The organism is bacterium (genome assembly GCA_035529855.1).
In the GTDB taxonomy this organism is placed as follows: domain Bacteria; phylum RBG-13-66-14; class B26-G2; order WVWN01; family WVWN01; genus WVWN01.
Window position 1 is genome coordinate 1 of the sequence record DATKVX010000043.1, and the last position, 17,651, is coordinate 17,651.

The 17,651-nt window shown below is 63.1% G+C and carries 15 protein-coding genes; 10 read left to right on the top strand and 5 right to left on the bottom strand.

Annotation, left to right across the window (positions count from 1 at the left end):
• The first annotated feature begins 465 nt into the window (after positions 1–465).
• The 10 genes from VMX79_04380 to VMX79_04425 all read left to right on the top strand — a co-directional run bounded on the left by VMX79_04380 (position 466) and on the right by VMX79_04425 (position 11,396).
• Entirely contained in the window at positions 466–1,110 is a 645-nt protein-coding gene (locus tag VMX79_04380; GenBank protein ID HUV86328.1) for a hypothetical protein, read from the top strand.
• Between the two features lie 38 nt (positions 1,111–1,148).
• The gene (locus VMX79_04385) at positions 1,149–1,769 is read left to right on the top strand and encodes a hypothetical protein (protein HUV86329.1); all 621 of its coding nucleotides are present in this window, start codon (positions 1,149–1,151) and stop codon (positions 1,767–1,769) included.
• A gap of 29 nt (positions 1,770–1,798) precedes the next feature.
• Entirely contained in the window at positions 1,799–2,425 is a 627-nt protein-coding gene (locus VMX79_04390; GenBank protein ID HUV86330.1) for a hypothetical protein, read from the top strand.
• Between the two features lie 47 nt (positions 2,426–2,472).
• Positions 2,473–3,195: an HAD family hydrolase gene (locus tag VMX79_04395; GenBank protein ID HUV86331.1), complete on the top strand. Its 723-nt coding sequence runs from the start codon at positions 2,473–2,475 to the stop codon at positions 3,193–3,195.
• Positions 3,196–3,716: 521 nt separating this feature from the next.
• Positions 3,717–3,998: a hypothetical protein gene (locus tag VMX79_04400; GenBank protein HUV86332.1), complete on the top strand. Its 282-nt coding sequence runs from the start codon at positions 3,717–3,719 to the stop codon at positions 3,996–3,998.
• Between the two features lie 323 nt (positions 3,999–4,321).
• Positions 4,322–4,804 carry a 2-C-methyl-D-erythritol 2,4-cyclodiphosphate synthase gene (gene ispF / locus VMX79_04405; GenBank protein ID HUV86333.1) on the top strand — a complete coding sequence of 161 codons (483 nt, stop codon included), beginning with the start codon at positions 4,322–4,324 and terminating at the stop codon, positions 4,802–4,804.
• A 27-nt stretch (positions 4,805–4,831) separates the two neighbouring features.
• Complete coding sequence (locus VMX79_04410) at positions 4,832–5,254, top strand: archease (protein HUV86334.1); 423 nt, start codon at positions 4,832–4,834, stop codon at positions 5,252–5,254.
• Between the two features lie 99 nt (positions 5,255–5,353).
• Positions 5,354–7,246: a BamA/TamA family outer membrane protein gene (locus tag VMX79_04415; protein ID HUV86335.1), complete on the top strand. Its 1,893-nt coding sequence runs from the start codon at positions 5,354–5,356 to the stop codon at positions 7,244–7,246.
• A 19-nt stretch (positions 7,247–7,265) separates the two neighbouring features.
• On the top strand, positions 7,266–11,213 hold the full coding sequence (locus VMX79_04420; GenBank protein ID HUV86336.1) for a translocation/assembly module TamB domain-containing protein: 3,948 nt from the start codon (positions 7,266–7,268) through the stop codon (positions 11,211–11,213).
• 18 nt (positions 11,214–11,231) lie between these two features.
• Positions 11,232–11,396 (top strand): Trm112 family protein, encoded by a 165-nt coding sequence (locus VMX79_04425; protein ID HUV86337.1) that lies wholly within the window; start codon positions 11,232–11,234, stop codon positions 11,394–11,396.
• 73 nt (positions 11,397–11,469) lie between these two features.
• Here the strand turns inward: VMX79_04425 and VMX79_04430 are convergent, their stop codons facing one another.
• From VMX79_04430 to VMX79_04450, 5 genes are all read right to left on the bottom strand, one after another.
• The gene (locus VMX79_04430) at positions 11,470–11,979 is read right to left on the bottom strand and encodes a hypothetical protein (GenBank protein ID HUV86338.1); all 510 of its coding nucleotides are present in this window, start codon (positions 11,977–11,979) and stop codon (positions 11,470–11,472) included.
• A gap of 25 nt (positions 11,980–12,004) precedes the next feature.
• Complete coding sequence (locus VMX79_04435) at positions 12,005–13,222, bottom strand: zf-HC2 domain-containing protein (protein HUV86339.1); 1,218 nt, start codon at positions 13,220–13,222, stop codon at positions 12,005–12,007.
• Positions 13,223–13,236: 14 nt separating this feature from the next.
• Positions 13,237–13,764, bottom strand: a complete 528-nt coding sequence (locus VMX79_04440) for a sigma-70 family RNA polymerase sigma factor (protein ID HUV86340.1) — start codon at positions 13,762–13,764, stop codon at positions 13,237–13,239.
• 69 nt (positions 13,765–13,833) lie between these two features.
• Entirely contained in the window at positions 13,834–15,453 is a 1,620-nt protein-coding gene (locus VMX79_04445) for a hypothetical protein (protein ID HUV86341.1), read from the bottom strand.
• 79 nt (positions 15,454–15,532) lie between these two features.
• Positions 15,533–17,614 carry a DUF2723 domain-containing protein gene (locus VMX79_04450; GenBank protein HUV86342.1) on the bottom strand — a complete coding sequence of 694 codons (2,082 nt, stop codon included), beginning with the start codon at positions 17,612–17,614 and terminating at the stop codon, positions 15,533–15,535.
• Between the last annotated feature and the right edge of the window lie 37 nt (positions 17,615–17,651).

The following is a 17,651-nucleotide window of genomic DNA, read 5'->3' on the forward strand; positions in this document are numbered from 1 at the left end:
GGCGTCGGGTGGTAACACCCGACGCCACGATAACGCAATAATGTAGGGGCGTTTGGCCGGTAGGGGCGACCGGCCGGTAGGGGCGACTGGCCAGTCGCCCCTACTCTATAACCGCTCCGTGTGCCGTCAGGTGTTACCACCTGACTGTTTCGGTAAGGGTTGGCGTCGGGTGGTAACACCCGACGCCACGATAACGCAATAATGTAGGGGCGTTTGGCCGGTAGGGGCGACCGGCCGGTCGCCCCTACGGTCGCGCCGATATCCCCCCGTGCCGCCGGCGTTCGTGGCAGTGTGGTGTTTTGGACAGTGGGCTTAAGCCCACTGTCTACGCCATAGCGTCGACCCGGCCATTTGTCCCAAGCTACGCCACGATAACCGGTTTGACTTACCGCGGCGGTTTTGATATATTGAAAACGATTGGTCAGAGCTGCGGCAATCGCCGCGGCCGAGCAACGGAGGTGACGTATGAGAACGTGCGTTATAAGGGCGGTCGCGTTGGCGGTTTGTCTGGCCTGGGGCCAGGCCGCGTTCGCTACCGGCAGCGAGGTTTACGTCAAGTACGGCGAGGGGATGAACGCCATCCCGTGGTGGCCGCACCCCACGCTGACGAGCGTGCGGTGCCAGATGCTCTACGACAGCTCGTACATAAGCTACGCCGGTACCATTACGGAGTTCCAATTGGAGAAAAGCGACGGCAATTCGGCGGAATTCTACAACGTCAAGTTCTACCTGTGTCACACCGGCCTCGTGTCGCTGACGCCGGTCTTCCGGCAAAACTACGACGGCAACACGCCGACGATGGTCGCCAGCTTCGCGACGTACAAGGTCCCGGCGGTGGTGGGGCCGTACCCGATTCCGATGGCCGAGACGTTCGCGTACAACAACGTGGACAACCTCCTGTTCGAAGTTACGTGGGAGTCCTCGGACAAGACGAACATAATGTGTCGGATTAAGAACGGGTCCGTGGCCAACCACCGCTGCTTCGCGTGGGATTATCAGGCCGAGACCGGGACACCAGATATCATCGCGTACAACGCCCTTATAGTCTTCGACAAGTACCCGGGCGTCGCGCCGGCGTCGTTCGGTCGCCTCAAGGCTTTGTTTCGGTAGCCGGGAAGCGCTTTTTCGAGCGAGGAGGTTGTTCGCCTATGAGAGCGGTAGTTTTGACGTTTGCCGCCGCGGCGCTTTTAGCGGGTCCGGCTTGGGCCACGGGTCACGCCGTTTACATCTTAAACGGCAGCTCGGGTTCCAGCTATCCGTGGTACTCTCCCAACGAAGGCATGCGCTGTCAGATGCTGTTCGACCGGGACAAGCTCAGCTACGCCGGGACGGTCGCCGAGTTCGAATTGGAGAAGCAAGTCTACGTGGGCGAGTACGGCAACGTCAAGTTCTACCTGTGTCACACGCCGCTGGCGGCGCTGGCGACGGATTTCAACGCCAACTACGGCGGCAATACTCCCAAGCTGGTGGCGAGCTTCGCGACGTATAAGCTGCCCGCGGTCGAGGGCGTTTATCCCATCCCGATGGCGGAGACGTTCGATTACAACAACCGCGATAATCTCATTTTAGAGGTGACGTGGGAGACGGGCGGCCGGCAAAAGGTGACGTTGTTATCGGGTCCGGTGACGGCGTACGTCTGTTACGCGTACGATGCGAAGGCTACGGTCGGGGCCGTCGCGAACGTGGGATTGAACGCCCGCATTTCCTTCGATACCTATAAGGGGTTCGCGCCGGCTTCCTTAGGCCGCGTCAAGGCGCTTTACCGGTAGGTTGGGTTACTTCGACCGAGGAGGTCGGGATGGTAACGCGAGGTGTTCTCTTCGGCGTCGTCGCGTCTTTGGCCGTCGTTGCCGCCGCGGCCGCGACGGGTAAGCAGGTCTACGTGTACGTCGGCAACGAGCCGAGCGACCATCCCTGGGTCGCGTGGCGGCCGGCGCTGCGGATGCAGATGCTGTTCGACCAAAGCCGTATCGATTACGCCGGGACCATTAACGAGTTCGAGCTGGAGAAGAACGAGACGACGGCGACGTTCTATAACGTCAAATTTTACCTGTGCCACACGCCGCTCGCGGCGCTGACGTCGGATTTCGCCGCCAACTACGGCGGCAACACGCCCAAGCTGGTCGCGAGCTTCGCGACGTACGAGTTGCCCTCCGTCCAGGGCGTCTACCCCATACCGATGGCGGAGACGTTCGATTACAACAACCGCGACAACCTGATTTTGGAAATTACGTGGGAATCGGCGACCGGCGGGAAGGTCCTCGTTTTGATGGACAAGCTTGCGGGGCATCATTGCCTCGCGTACGACCACCGGGCCACGACCGGGACCGTGGGCGAATGGGGATATAACGCCCGCATCAGTTTCGGCTTTTACCCGGCGGTGACGCCGGCGTCCTTCGGGCGCGTTAAAGCGCTTTACCGCTAGGTCCGGTTGCGGCCTTAGGCCGCGGCCGGCGCGAAAGGAACCGCGTTTTGGAAAAACCCGCGGCGGTCTTCTTCGACCTCGACAATACGCTGTACGACCATCGCCGCGCCGCCCGGGAGGCGTTGGCCGAGCTCTACCGCCGCTACCGCGTATCCGATACCGGGATGACGGTCGGCGCTTTCTCCCGCCTTTTCTTCGACGTCAACCAGCGTATGTGGCTCGAGCTTGCCACCGGCGAGATCGACGGGACGACGCTCCGCGCGCGGCGTTTCGCGGAGCTCTTCGCGCTGGCCGGCAAGCCGCCGCCCGACGACGCCGCGGCCTTGGGCCGCGAATATCTGGATATCTACATGACCGTCAGCTACCCGCTGCCGGGTGCCGAGGAGACGCTCGCCGCGCTGGAGCCCCTCGTTCCGCTCGGCCTCCTCACCAACGGCTTCACCGACATCCAGCGGCCCAAGGTAGCCCGGCTGGGCTGGGAGAAGTACTTCCGATGGGTCGCGGTCGCCGAGGAGATGGGCGTCTACAAGCCGGACGTCGCCATCTACGAGAAGATGTGCGCGATGGCGGGGTTCTCGCCCGGCGAGGTCCTGTACGTGGGCGACTCGCCGGCGGAGGACATAATCGCCGCGCGCAAGGTGGGGCTCGGGACGGTGTGGGTGCGGCGCGACGGCCCGGAGGTGGCGCGGTGGGCCGCGGCGGCGGAGGCCGACTACGAGGTCGCCGACGTGCGCGACGTGGTACCGTTGCTCGAGCGCGTCATCGGGTAGGGTTAGGTCCGTTTATACAACGAAGCGCGAGGCGCTGGCCGATAACGTGTCAGTAGGGGGCGATTAATGATGCGTAGGTTATTGGCAGTAGTCCTTGGGGCGACGACGTTCGCCGGGGCCGCGGCGGCGTGGGAACTCGTCGGTTCCTTCCGCTGCCCCGTAGCAAACGCTCGTGGTTACGCGCGGTATGCGTTGGAAAGCGGTTGGACCGTAAGCGGCGGCCCGACGCCGTATATATATTATATTTCCTCTCAGTTTAGTATGATCATCTCCAGTTTCCCGGCCCCGGGAGGAGCCGGCGCGTGGGGTGTCGGGAGCGACTCGGGGTATGCCTTATTCATTTCCAATAACCGTACTTCATGGATCTACAAAACCACCACCAGTGGTTCGTTATATAGGTCGTTCCAGTGCCCGGTCCCGGGGCCCGCCGACCCGGACGTAAGGGTTATCCGGGATCCCTTTACATAGCGATACCCGACCGCAACGTCATCGCCGTCGTAAACCCCACGACGGGTTCGTTGGTGAGTACGTTCGCGGGGCCCGGGTCGCGGCCTACGGGCTGCTGCGGCTACGGCATGACGTTAATATCGGACTCGGCGACGCACACGATATACGAGGACGGCCGCCCCGTTATCGTGGGCATACAAACGCCAGTGGGAATCGACGAAGACCATACCGTCGGCCAAGACATTGGACATTTCATTTGGGTCTTGGACGCGGCGACGAACTACATATACCGTTACGACAACTGGGTAGACGTCGGGCCTGCTTCCCTCGGCCGGGTGAAGGCGTTGTTTAAGTAGGGCGACCGGCTAGTAGCCCCCGACAAGGGCCTTAAGGCCCTTGCCGCCTGAACTTGCCTCTGTAGCGCCCGGCGTTTCGCCGGGGTTTTTTTATTAATAGGGGAAAATATTTGCCGTTATTCTGACGGACCCGGCCCCACCTCGCGCGCGGGCGCTTTCTCCTCTTTCTCGGCGCGAGCGGCTTCCTCGAGCGTAATCGCCGGCTTCATAGTACGTCGCGCCCAGCTCGAAGGCCAAGGCCGGGTCGTCCGGCGCCGCGGCAAAAGGCGGATATTTAAGCCGTTGCCGCCGGGCCGATACGTTGTTATAATAGCCGTTGGAATATGACCAGAATAGGTATAGGGTACGACGTGCACGGCTTCAAGAACGAGGGCCCGTTAATCCTCGGCGGCGTGGAAGTCCCCTACGAGCGGGGGCTGGCCGGGCACTCCGACGGCGACGTCCTGTTGCACGCCGTTATGGACGCGATGCTCGGCGCCGCGGCGCTCAAGGACATCGGCCACCAGTTCCCGGACACCGACGTTCGCTTCAAGGGCGCGGACAGCGCCAAACTCCTGGCCGAAGTGCGGACCATGGTCGAAAGCGAAGGGTTGAGGGTCGGCAACGTCGATTGCGTAGTCGTCGTCGAGCGGCCTCGCCTCGCCAAGTACGTCGACCGGATGCGCGCCCGCGTCGCGGAGCTGCTGGGCGTGGGCATAGCCGCGGTAGGCGTAAAGGCCAAGACGAACGAGGGCTTCGGTTACATCGGCGAAGGGGAGGCCATAGCGGCGTGGGCGACGGTGTTGCTCGAGCCGCTCGAGGGGTGAAAGCCCGGGGGCGCCTTCGTAGTCGGGATGGGCGACATACGGTATATAGAGCACACGGCCGACGCCGGCGTCGAGGTCACCGCGGCCTCTCGGGAGGAGCTCTTCGTCCTGGGCGCGCGGGCCTTGTATCAGCTGGCGCTCGACTACGACGCGGTCGAGGCCGTGGTGGAACGGCGGCTCGAGCTCGCCGCGGCCGACCTGGCCGAGCTCTTCCACGAGTGGCTGGCGGAACTCCTATACCTGCTCGACGCCAAGAGCTACGCCTTCAAGAAGTTCAGCTTCGATTTTCGGGACGACGATACCGGGCTCGCGGCGACGTTGTGGGGCGAGGAGGTCGACGTCGACCGTCATCGGCCCCACGGCGAAATTAAGAACGTGACGTACGGGGACTTCGTCGTCGAGCGCCGGGGCGACGGTACGTACGTCGCGCGCGTGATCTTCGACCTCTAGAACCGCGTCGGCGCGAACGTTTGCCGCCCGTCGGGCGGCTTTTTAGCAACTCGGGGCCGTATGTTGCGCGGCCCGTAAGTTGTGTGATAGAATTCAAATATGAAGCTTAAGGCCGCCTTTCTAGTAGTTGCGGCGTTGGCGGCGACGTGCGCCGCGGCCGCCCAGGACGAAGGCGGCGAGGGCGCGTTCGTTATTTCGAAGGTGGCCGTAGACGGCAATAAGTATTTCAAGGACGACCGGGTCAAAGACCTCTTGGCCGTCGAGAAGGGGGAGCGGTACGAGAGGTACCTCTTCGATTATGTGTTGGAGCGCGGCGTGGACGCGATAGAGAACGCCTACCACGCGGAGGGTTTCCCGGAGGCCAACGTGCTGTGGGCTTTCCGCGACGTTAAGGAGGACAAGCGTAAGCTCCAGCTGCGGGTGGAGGAGGGGCCGCGGGCCAAGATTAAGGAGATCTTGCTGGGGGGCGTCAGCCCGGAACGCTACCTCGAGGTGCGCGAAAATTTGGGCGTTGACGTCGGTTCGCCGCTCTCGGCCCGCCTCCTCAACGAGGCGGCGGTGAAGATAGGCCGGTACTACGGCGAGCGCGGTTACGCCCGCGCCAGCGCCAAGCTCGAGATAGATCGGGACGCCGGCGTCGTCACCTTTACGGTGGACGAGGGCCGCGTATACCGCGTGGGCGGCATTTTAGTCGCCGGCAACGAAAAGACGCGGCCGAAAATCGTTACCCGCGAAATCAACTATAAGATTAAACCGGATCGCTTGTGGCGGGCGTCCAAGATTGACGAGAGCCGCGCCAACATCTACCGTACCGGCTTATACCGCGACCTCAGGGTAGAAACCGTCGATTCGCCGCGTTCGCCGGATTTGGTCGACATCCTCGTCATCGTGCGGGAGGATAGATTCAAATGGTACAAGCTCGAGCCGGGTTACGAGTCGCCGGACCGCGCGACGGTCGCCGTGGGGTGGGGCCACAACAACGTGTTCGGGAATAACCAGCGTTTATCGACGGAGGTCTCCGCGGCGTACGGGTTCGCGTTGGAGGAATCGAAGTTCGGGGCGAACGTCACCTATACCGAACCTTGGCTCTTCGGGTATCGGTACATCGGTTCGGTGACGCTGTTCTACGACCGGGAGTTGCGGGTGGACCTGCGCCAGTGGGAAGTCGGCATCAAGCCGGACGTTACGCGGGAAATTACGGAACATCTGGAGGTTACGGGCGGCTTCCGGTTCAAGAAGTCGAAAACGACGTTCGGGGGGGACGAGGCCCCGCTGGTAATAGTCTGGCCCGCGGGGGAAGTCGTCCTGGCCGAGAGGTTCGTGGGTGCGCGGGGTTTGCAGAACATCGCCAGCGTCATCTTCTCGTCCACGTACGCCACCCGCGACGATATCTTCAACCCGCGGCAAGGCGTCTATCTGTTCGGTTCCGAAGAGACGGCGGGCGGTTTTATAACCGGAGCCGACTTCTGGCGCGTAATCGGCGACGGGCGTCAATACATCCGCGTGGCTGAGGCCGCGACGGTGGCCGCTCACGTCCGCGGCGGATACGCCCGCGCGTACGCTCAGACGAAGGACGTTCCGTACTCCGAGAAGTTTTTCGCGGGCGGCGCGTATTCCATCCGGGGTTACGGCGAACGCGACGTCGGGCCGAAGGTCGTCGTCGACGACGTGGATTATCCCTTGGGCGGCAACATGATGTTTATCGCGAACGTCGAGTTCCGCTTCCAACTCCCGTTTACGGCGGGGAGACGCGTACCCGGCATAGGGCTCAACCTCGGGAATATGTGGGCGGGTTTGTTCGTCGACGGCGGAAACGTGTGGAGCGATTGGCCCGAGACGAAAAAGGTGGGCCTGTTTTACGGCGCCGGCTTCGGCCTGCGCTATAATACGCCCGTCGGGCCCATACGGTTCGATTACGGCGAGCCGATTCTCGGGAAGAGCGGCGGGGGGAGGCCGGGTCGTTTCTATTTGGCCTTCGGCCACATCTTCTAGTCGAGTCGGAGTTGAAGTTTTGGCCAGGTTCTCGAAGAAAGCCCTTTTAGTTTTACGAGACGCGTCGTGGATCCTGCTTCGCCTCGCGCTGGCGTTCGTCCGCGTCCTCGGCGTGGTGACTTCGGTAGTTTTGGTCGGCGCGTTCGCGCTCGCCTTCGCGCTGTACGGGGCCGGTTATTTCCACTCGCTGGTGGACTTCGCCATCGAGAAGTACACGAGCGATTATACCCGGACCGAGTGCCGCGTGGGGCGGGTGGAGGGCACGCTGCTTACGGGCGTGGATATATACGATTTCGCCATCGGCGACGGGCCGTCGCTGACGCGCGACGGCGCCGCGCTCGTCATCGACGAAATCCACGTCCGCTATAATCCCCTTCATTTTATGCGCCGCGACGTCGTAATCGACCGCGTGCACTGCGTCCGGCCGCGGCTGTTGCTGAAGGAGGACCCCGACGGTCGCGTAAACCTCGACCGCATCTTCGGCGCCAAGGGGCCGCCCGAGGGCAAGGGGGTATACTTCGAGATCGTTAACGTATATCTGGAAGACGCCTACTTCAGGATGCTCGTAGGCGGCCCCTTGAGTGAGTTCGCGGACGCCGACATCGAATGTACTTTCACCAAGGCGCGCGGTGCCGTCTTCATCGATTTGCGGCACTGCAGCTGTTATTTGCCGGAATTCGGCCAACGCATCTTACACTTCGGCTCGGGCTCGCTGGCCATAAACGAGCGGCTTATGCACTTCTCCGGCGTGGACGCGGCCTCCCATATTACTCGCATCAGGACCGACGGCACGATAAAATTCAAGCCGGAGGTACACATCGAGCTCGAGTTCGAGGCGGACCCCATAGATTTCGGCGAAGCGCTGCAGGGAGCGTTCGACGACCCGCCCGAGGTCTTCGGGCGCGGCCGTTATAGCGGGTCGTTGGTGGGTACTACCGAGCGGCTGGTGCAGAAAGGCTCTTTGACGGTCGACGACGCGTACATATACGGCTTCGACGTGCGCGACGTTTTCGCCTACTACGACGTCGACATCGCGACGCGGCAGGTTCGACTCCGCGGTTTTGAAGGTCGGGTCAACGAGACGCCGGTGTACGCAAAAATGACGGTCGATTTATCGAACGACAGGCCGGTCTATTGGGGCGAGGCCCGCTTGCTGCGCGTGAACCTGGCCGATTACGTTCACAGTAGCTTTCTCGAGACCGACGTCGACGTCCGGCTGCAGTTCGCCGGGGCCGGCGCCCGCCCCGACGACTACGCCGTCGACGTTTCGTTGCATCTGGGCCCGGGGCAGCTGGGTCCGCTTATAATCGACGGCGGGAACGCGGACATCCGTTACGCATCGTCTCGCGTGTACATCTCGGGGTTGTTCCTGCGTTTGGGAGGCGGCGGCGATTTCTACGTGAAAGGCGACGCCGACCCGGAAGCGCTGGATTTGGAAATCCAGGCGCGCTTCGTACCGGTCGAGCGGTTCGCCGCGGAGCGGGAGTGGCGCGGGCTCGAGGGGGCGGTATCGGTCGACGGCCGGATCTTCGGTTCCTATAAGCACCCGTCGTTCGAGGGAGGCGTGGTGTTCAAGGACTTCGCCTACGGCCGGGTGAAGTGCGGCGTCGCCCGGGCGGAGGGGTATTGGAAGGACATCGGCGCCGACGACCGCGGCGAGGTTCGCTTTATGGCGTGGGACGTATCGGTAGGGCCGCTCCGGCTCGCCCGCGCGTACGGCGACCTCGACGCCGAGGACGGCGTATACGTCTTCCGGAACGGGTATATAGAGAGTGTGAAGGGAAGCAACGTACGTTTCGATTTGGCGTACGACAGTCGTCAGGGGCGTATGGAATTGACCAGCTTAACGCTGGACTTGGGGGAAACCGAGGCCGAGCTGATGCAACCTCTGGTCGTCAGTCGCGAAAAGGGCCGGGGCGTTCTAAGCGGCGGCATTTTGAAGTTCCGCGGCGGCGAGTTCGGCCTGGCCGGCTCTTTCGGCCTCGACGGCGGGCCCTTGGCGCTGGAGATCGAAGCCCGCGGCGTTCCCCTCGACGAGTTGCTGCCCGCGGAGGTGGGCCCGAGCCTCGGCGGAACGTTGGACCGCGTCCGTTTAGATATAGGAGGTACGATGGACGCTCCCTCTTTCTACGCCAGCGTCGCCGCCTCCAACGTCTTCTTCGGGCGGCAACCGATCGATTACATAGAGGGGGAGGTCTCGTACGAGCACAACCGGTTGACGGTTCCGGGCCTGGTCGCGGGTTTGGCGGGCGGTACGCTCCGCGCCGCGGCCTACTTGCCCCTCTCCGCCTTGGCGGGCGAGGGCGACGAACCGCTGGACGTTACGTTGAGGTTCTCCAAGTTCAAGTTGGCCGCCCTTACCTCGTTATACAAGGAGGGGCTGGCGGAAGAGGGCTTCGTCGACGGCGTTATCACCGCTACGGGGACCGCGTCTTCGCCCACGGTGCGCGCCAACTTCCTGTTGAGCGAAGCCCGCTGGGGAGGGGTGTATTTCGCCAAGGGACGCGCCGACTTCACGTACCGCGACGGCGTCGTCTCCATCCGCGAAATTTCGCTTTCCGAGAGTACGCTTCCCAACGTCGTTGTCACGGGCGAACTGCCGTTGGATTTGCGTAAGGGGGAAGGTTCGCCCCTCGGAGGCGAGATGGAGCTCAGGGCGGATTTTACCGACCTCGACCTACGAGCCCTCAATCCCCTTACGGACGAAGTGCTGATTACGGGCGGGAAGGTGCGGGGCCGGCTGGAGTTAGGGGGGACGTATCGGACCCCCGCCTTCAAAGGGCGCGTCGAGGTCCTGGAGGGCGAAGGCGTGGTAAGCTCCTTACGCTCTTCTTTTTCGAACCTTTCGGGGGCGTTCGAAGCCCGGGGGGACAGCGTCGTCGTCCCGCCCGAGGACCCCATTACGTTCGACCTTGACGAAGGCCGCGGCCGCGCGTGGGGGAGCGTGTCCTTCGAGGCCGTAAAGCCGCTCGAGTTGGATTTGTCCGTATCGTTGGAGGACTACGTCGTACGCGCTATCAGCGGGGTACAAGCTTCGGGGGACGTCGAGGCCAGCATTAACGGCCCGGTGGACCGGTTACGGGCGACGGCGGAGGTGAGGCTGTCCAGCGGCCTCATTACCATAGGTTTCGGCGGGGAGTCGAAGGCCGGCGGCCCTCCTTCCTCCGGGGGGTTCGACTACGAAGTCCACGTACTGGCCCCGGGGAACCTGTGGTTAAGAAACAAGGACGCGGAGATCGAGCTCGAGGCCGACGTGGTTTTCCGCCGAACCGGCGCCGCGACCTATTACGCCGGCGAGTTGCACGCACGCCGGGGCTACTATTACTTCCTCAAGCGCGATTTTACGGTCGAGAAGGCCGACATAATATTAACCGGGACCGAAGAGCTGAACCCGGTCATCAACCTACAGGCCAAGCACGTGATACGCGCCGTTCGCCCGGGGAACGCCGACGCCGTCGTATACGTCGACGTCACCGGTACGCTGCGGGAACCGGAGGTCACGCTGCGCTACGAGCTTACTTCCGGCCAAACGGTCGGATTGGCGCAGGACGAGATTATGAAGGTGTTGGCGTTGGACGTTACGTGGGAAGACTACAACGACCTCAGCTCGAGCGAACTGGCCTCCAAAGGCTCAAGCGACTACGTCCGCCATTACGCCGAAGCGGAGGTGTCGCGCGCCGTGCGCCGCGAGACCGGCGTCGACGTCTTCGAGTTCGACGCCAACGTCTTCCGAGGGGAGCAGCAAAACCCGTACGCCGAATTTACCGTCGGACAGCACTTGACCCACGACCTCTTCGTCTCTTATACTGGCAAGTACCGGGAGGAAGTTTCCGGGGCCCGCGAGCTCGAGCACTCCGCGGAGGTCGACTACGAGCTTAAGCGGGATTTCTACGTCGTGGGCAGTACGTTCGAGGACGAGGGAAGTCAGCGTTACGGCCTCGGCCTGCGCTTTATCCACAAATATTAAAAGACGGGAGTATATACTATGGTCGATAAGGAACTGCTCGAGATCTTGGCCTGCCCGGACTGTAAGGGCGACGTCGAGTACGATGAGGAGAACCAAAAGATAATATGCTGTAAGTGCGGCCTTAAGTATCCCGTCCGGGACGGCATTCCCGTGATGTTGGTCGAAGAGGCGGAACGCGACTGAGGCCCGGCCCGCCGGCCGCGGCATAAGAAAAACGCCCGGCGAACCCGGGCGTTCTAATTCCGCGGAGGGCGCCTTACGGCTGCCGCGTCGCCGGCCCCGGCGGCTGGCGTTGTTGCTCCTGGACGAACCGGCGCAGCGTCCGATTGAAGTTGTGCTCGAAAAGCAGCAGTCGGGCGTATTGGTCGTCGGACAACAGCGACCTGAACTCGGCCCGCAAACGGTCCTCGGAGCCCCGACTCTCCGCGTCTACGGCGTCGACGTCGTCGAGTATTTCGGCTACGGGCCTGGCGTCACTTCCCGCTATGGCCAGGCGGAGTTCTTCCATCAGCGCGCCGCGCCGTTCGCGGTAGCGCCAACGCACTTCCTCCCAACGGTTGTATACGCCCAGGAAGGTCTCTTCCTCCCCGTCCTCCAGCTCGAGAACGTCGACCACGTTCTTCTGTTTGATCTCGTTAATCGCGGCCCGGACGGCTTCGCGCTCCGGCGGCGTATCCTCGGGCGGTTGTTGGGCGTACGACGCCGCGCCGAGAAGGATTGCCGTAAGGCAAACCGCGGCGAAACCGCCCGTCGTGTTCGTCTTCATCGCGGCACCCCCGGGAACCGATTGGTCAGTGCGATAGTAGTAACTCCGCGGCGGTAGCGGCTTCCGCTTCCCGCCGTAGACGGCTCAACACCGTTTTTTGTTCTTCCACCGGTAGCTCGTAGAAGTACGTCATGAGCAGGCCGTTGGGCGTGACGTAATCCACCAGGGCCACGCCCCCCCGCGTAAGCCGCTCGACGTCGGCCTCGAAGCGCGCGTCCATCCGGGCCTCGACGTCGGCCGCGGTCAGGGTTTCCTCTTCCAATCCCGCCAACGCCGGCGTTCCGTCGTCGTCGGTTAAGCGTCCGAACGTAGAGACCTCGGCGCGCCGGCCGTAGTCCGCGGCGTCGTAGCGCGCGCGGGTCCGGGCCGCGAACGGCGCCGTTGCCGTTTCGTAGGTTTCGGGCGAAGCCGTTACCGGATAAGGTGCTTCCGCCGTGGCTTCTTCTTTTTCTTTCGCCGCGAGCGTCCTCGCCGACTTTTCCTCGGTCGCGGCCAGTTCGAAGCGGCGAGGGGCGGTTTCGCCGGCCGCACCCGCTCCCGCCCGAGTTCCTCGCGACGCTACTTCCGACCGTCCTTCCGCGGCGGTAGCGTCTTTGTCTCGGGTCGGCACTTCAGCCGGTTTGCCGGCTGCCGCCGCGAATTCGTCGGCCGCCGGTTCCTCGGCTGCGGCGATTTCCGTTAACGAGAGAGCGAGCTCGCCGCGTACGCCGGTCCCGGCTCGAGTTCCCCGCAGCTCTACTTCCGGCCGTCCTTCGGCGGGCGCGGTTTCCTTTTCGGGCGCCGGCGCCGCGGCCAATTTACCGGCCTTCGACGCGACTTCGCCGGCCGGGGGCATCGTGGGTTCTCGCGACGCGCGCGGCAGCCACACCTTTACGTACAATATCGCCGTCACCGCGGCGATAGACGCGGCCGCGACCGCCGACGCGACGGCGGGCCGGCGCATCCAGCGCCGGAGGCCGGGGAGGGCTCCTTCGTCCATCGCCCCGGGCGCTGCGGCTTCGGTTTCTTTCCGGACGGCGTGCACCACTTTCGCGGCGAAGAACGGCCCGGGTTTCGCCGGCTCGAAGTCGCCCAGGAGGTGGTACATTTCTTCCATCTCGGCGAGCTCGCGGCGGCAGCGGTCGCACCGCGATAGGTGCCGCTCGAGCCGCCCGCGGTCGCGTTCGTCGACGGTCCCCAGGACGTATTCGCCGAGGATAATTTGCCATTTACGGCACGAGCTTTTTTCGGTTTCGCTTTCCATTTCCGTTACCCGTTCTACGTTACGTACGGCCTTAACGCCCCTTTGAGTTTTTGTACGGCGTGAAAGAAATTGGCTTTTATCGCCCCTTCCGTTACGCCCAGCGTCTCCGCTATTTCGCGATGAGTCATCCGTTCGAAGTAGTGCAGTATGAACACTTCCCGTTGGCGCGGCGGCAGCCGGCGGACGGCGCCGTCTATGGCCTCCCCCAGTTCGGTATTGGCGGCGCCGTCGGCCGGGTTGAGGCCGCGGGCCTCGATGAACGGCGCCACGTCGTCGAAGTCTACTCCCCCCCTCCGACTCGCTTTTCTTAAGTGGTTGTGCGCCGTGTTGACCGCTATCCGGTATAACCAGGTGTAAATGCTGGCCTCGCCGCGAAAGCGCTTGAGGTTCTTGTAGGCTTTTATGAACGCCTCTTGTACGATGTCTTCCGCCGCGTCCCTGTTCCGCACGATTCCCAAGGCCAGGCCGAACAAGCGGTCGCGGTAGGTCTCGACGATGAGGCCGAACGCGTCGTCGTCGCCGTCGCGGGCCCGTTGCACCATTTCGCGGGATACAACGGCCTTTTTGCTTTCCCCACCGCTAATGTTGGACGCCATAACGCCCCGGGAAGTTTAGTCGCTTAAGAACTTTATTTTATAGAGCACCAGCCGAGGGTACGCTATCGCGGTAACGCTTAACCACCGTCGTCGGCTGAGATTGAGGTTCCACGATTTGAGGAATTCGATTCGGAAGACTTTGCCCTCGTCTTGATAGAAGCCGAGCCGTTCCGCCAGCGGTATAATTTCCGGCGATTCGACTTCCATCATCGCGACGTAGTCGGCGCCTTTCATTTTCAGGTACCGGCTCATAGTCTTGGTGCGGAGGTACTTGTCGGCGTCGCGGTCGAGGAGGCCGCCCAGGTCGATGATGTAGTGGTCGGCGTAGTAGCCGAAGGCGCCGATGTCGAAGGCCGCTATGCGCGCCTCCGCCGGGAGGTTTTGGGCGACCCATTTGCCCGCGCGCTCGTGGACCGTGGTGATGTGGTGGATGTTGTCGGCGTACATTATACGCCATTGTAAGTACGAGCCCGCCGCCGAGACGAAGGCCGCCGCGAGGAAGACGTACGGGATTATCTTGTATCCCCTATCCTTGACCCAACCCAACACGAGTAGGGCGCCGTACGGTATGGCGATGGCGAATAGCGCGAAGTTGCAGCCCTCGTACCTGCCGGCGGTGCCGAAGTTGGGCAAAAGGAAGCCGTACAAGACGTTGTGGGCCAGCACCCAGATTATGAAGAACGCGAAACCGGATTGCAAGCGGCGCCGGAAGAGCTGGATAGCGGCGCCCCACAGGCCGAGCTGGCTCAACACGACCGGTTCGGTGAATATCTTCATAGCGTTGGATAGGTCGTTTTGCCCCAGCATCCACACGTGGATGTACCGGTACCAGTAAAACGCCAGTATGGCGGGGCCGTTCCATACGACGCGCTGATAATCGGCCGCCGCGCCCAGGTAAAGCCAGTGCCGGCCGAAATACGTCGTGGGGAAGGGCACGCCCGCCACGAGCCAACTGTGGACTACAAACGGCGTGTCGAACAGCAGCGGCATCAGTACGTAGCCGACGAGCTCGCCCGCGTTCGGCCGCCGCCTTTCGCGGACGAGCTTAAAAACCCACCACGCGAACAGCATGACGACTAGTATGCCTCCCTCGGGCCGCACCGGTACGGAGGCCGCGGCGGCGAAACCGGCGACGGCGTGGCGGCCCCGGCCGAAGGCCGCGGCGGCGAGAGTCGCCAGCGCGAAGAACAGCGACGTCTCCATGCCGGATACCGAAAACCACAACGCCGGCCCGAAGAGCGTAAAAAGGCACGCCGCGGCCGCGGGCCACCACCGCGAGCGGTCGGGCCAGAAACCCCGGCAGAGCCAGTATATCGCCCCCACCCACAGCACGTGGCTCGCGATGGTCAACGCCAACGCCGCGGCCCGCGCCGGGAGGTGGAAGAAATAAGTTTCGCTCAGAAGCATGGTCCATAAGGGCCCGGTGACGCCCGCGGAGCGCTCCCCCGGGTTGTACTCGAACCTTCCCTCTCGGGCCAGGTTCCGGGCGAAAACCTGGTGGATCCAGGCGTCGTCCGAGGACAAATTCAATCCCTCGAGGGGGATGACGGTCGCGAGCCAGATGGCGGGCGCTATTACCGCCAAAGATAGCGTTACGGCCAGCGGCAACTTTGGGCTCTTGAGTATATTGCTCATAAGCGGCATCCGCGTTGAGTTAATTTGGGGCCGGTCCGTCGTTTACCCGGCTTCGCGGGGCGGAAGAAGAAAGGGTTTGTTAATGGCTACCCGAGCCTAATAACCGCGCGGCCTCCTCGAGGTTTCCGGGCCGTACCATATGGCGGACGTTGGGTTGGTCGGGATAGGTCTCCAGCGAGCGGCGGAAGGCTTTTTCCGCGGCCTCAACGTCGCCGACGCGCAGGTACGCGATCGCTTTATTCGCGAGGATTTGCGCGTAGTGCAATCGGAAACTCTGGTCGCCTACGCCTTTGCGCGGAAAGGCCTCGAGGGCTCGGTCGTAGTGCGGTATGGCTTCTTTATAATAACCGTGCATAGCGTAAATATTGGCCAGCTCAAGCAAGGACTCCGTCAAGTCCCGGGCGACGGGCGCGGCCGCGGCGAGCGTCGCGAGCGCTTTGTCGGTCTCGCCGGCCTGGAAATAATCCCTTGCCAGCATTAACTTGTATTTACAAATACCGTCGCGGACCCACTCTTCGGCCAGGTAGCGCCGGGAGGCGGGGTCGGCCTCGACCTCGGCGACGCCCCGCACGGCGTACCGGCGCCAAACGGGCGACACGGGCCGTCGCTCGAGCGGCGGCTCCGTTACGCGGTACAACATACCGGCGGGCTCGAGCGCGAAGCCGTACGACGGGACTTCTTCCCTGAAGATGCTGTAGTAGACGTCGTGGTGGGTGGGCGCGGTTAAGATGTCTCGCTCGAAGGCACGCTCCCACATTTGCGCCGCCACCGGGTCCCGCGGCTCGAGGCGGCCCGCGGCGAAGCGCCCGTACTCCGAGTACACGCTCCCCGTCGCATCCACGAACACGTGGTCCGGTCGGTAGCCTTCGACCTTCTTCAAGTAAGCGGTCTCGAACGTCCCCAGCGAACCGCGTTCGAACATTATGTTAAGGCCGTTGTACGCTATCGTGCGGAGGAAGTTGGCGCCGTAGTCCTCGGCGAAGTAGTAGTCGCGGTAATCGTTCCAATAGAAGTTGAACGCCGCCGGCAGCGCTACGGCCAGCGCGAGGGCGGCGTATCCGGCCCGCCGCACCCAGGCGTTCCGGCGCGTAGTCAACTCGAAGAGCGCCAACCCCAGGAACAGCGCCGACAACATAAAGAAGGGGATGTACCAAACCTGAATCCCCGGGAGTTGATGTCCCTGGAGCAGTAGGACCAGCGCCGCCGTGGCCAGCGGCCCGGTAACCAGCAGCAGCAGCGCCAGAAAGCCCCACGGCTTGGCGCGGCGTATCAAGCCGATTACTATCCCGGCCGCGACGGCCAAGACCGCGGGCGGCGCGAACTCCTGCCATAAGAATTTCCCCAGCTCGAGTAGATGGAACGGCAGGAACTGGAGGCGCTCCGGGTTGGGGCCGCCGTACATCCGCCGCGTAATGTGGCCGTAGGCGCGCGCGAACGTGCGGGGGTCGCCCCAATTTATGGCCGGCCCCTGGACCGCGCGGATGGGTAAATAGAGGTATACCGCGAATCCGAGCAGGACGAACGCGAGCGCCGCGAATAAACCCCGAAGGCTCGGCAACCTGCGAAAACGCCAGATTAAATATACCCCTACCGGTATAGATACTATGGCCGAGGAGGTGTGGGCGCTGAGCGCGAGGCCGCCGACGAAGGCCGCGAGGTACCCCCACCTGACGTCGCGCGTGCGGGCGAAGTTGAAGGCGGCGTACAACACCGCCGCGAGCGCGAGCGCGTTCACCGCGTACGCTTCGGCGACCACGGCCTGGCTCCAGAACGCGCGGCCCAGGCCGAAGGCCGCCGCCGCGGCCGCCGCCGCAGCCGGTGCCGCCATCCGGGCGTCGGTTTTCACGTCCAGTAATAAGCGACGCAGCAGGAGGAACAACACCAGGCAACAGGCCGCGGCCGCCGCCGCCGACGCGAGGTTAACCCGCCAGGCGATGCGGCCGAAGGGCACCAGCGTGAAGAAGTGGCCTACCAGCGACTCGAGCGGATACCCCGACGGGTGGGAGATGCCGAGCTTCGCCGCGGCGGTGATAATCTGCCCCGAGTCCTCGAACGTTATCGTCGGCGGCAGCGTGACCAGGTACGCCGCGAACGGTACGGCGGCGCTTAGTGCGCCGAATAATACGTCTAACTTTTTACCCTTCTTCTTCAAGTCGCGCATTTATTACCCGTGGTTTAGCGGTTTACCCGCTGCCCTT

What these genes read in the sequence shown, in the direction of transcription:
- VMX79_04430 (HUV86338.1), bottom strand. Translation starts at nt 11,979, where the DNA reads ATGAAGACGAACACGACGGGCGGTTTCGCCGCGGTTTGCCTTACGGCA.
- VMX79_04445 (HUV86341.1), bottom strand. Translation starts at nt 15,453, where the DNA reads ATGAGCAATATACTCAAGAGCCCAAAGTTGCCGCTGGCCGTAACGCTA.
- VMX79_04380 (HUV86328.1), top strand. Translation starts at nt 466, where the DNA reads ATGAGAACGTGCGTTATAAGGGCGGTCGCGTTGGCGGTTTGTCTGGCC.
- ispF (HUV86333.1), top strand. Translation starts at nt 4,322, where the DNA reads ATGACCAGAATAGGTATAGGGTACGACGTGCACGGCTTCAAGAACGAG.
- VMX79_04385 (HUV86329.1), top strand. Translation starts at nt 1,149, where the DNA reads ATGAGAGCGGTAGTTTTGACGTTTGCCGCCGCGGCGCTTTTAGCGGGT.
- VMX79_04410 (HUV86334.1), top strand. Translation starts at nt 4,832, where the DNA reads ATGGGCGACATACGGTATATAGAGCACACGGCCGACGCCGGCGTCGAG.
- VMX79_04435 (HUV86339.1), bottom strand. Translation starts at nt 13,222, where the DNA reads ATGGAAAGCGAAACCGAAAAAAGCTCGTGCCGTAAATGGCAAATTATC.
- VMX79_04390 (HUV86330.1), top strand. Translation starts at nt 1,799, where the DNA reads ATGGTAACGCGAGGTGTTCTCTTCGGCGTCGTCGCGTCTTTGGCCGTC.
- VMX79_04450 (HUV86342.1), bottom strand. Translation starts at nt 17,614, where the DNA reads ATGCGCGACTTGAAGAAGAAGGGTAAAAAGTTAGACGTATTATTCGGC.
- VMX79_04425 (HUV86337.1), top strand. Translation starts at nt 11,232, where the DNA reads ATGGTCGATAAGGAACTGCTCGAGATCTTGGCCTGCCCGGACTGTAAG.
- VMX79_04415 (HUV86335.1), top strand. Translation starts at nt 5,354, where the DNA reads ATGAAGCTTAAGGCCGCCTTTCTAGTAGTTGCGGCGTTGGCGGCGACG.
- VMX79_04440 (HUV86340.1), bottom strand. Translation starts at nt 13,764, where the DNA reads ATGGTGCAACGGGCCCGCGACGGCGACGACGACGCGTTCGGCCTCATC.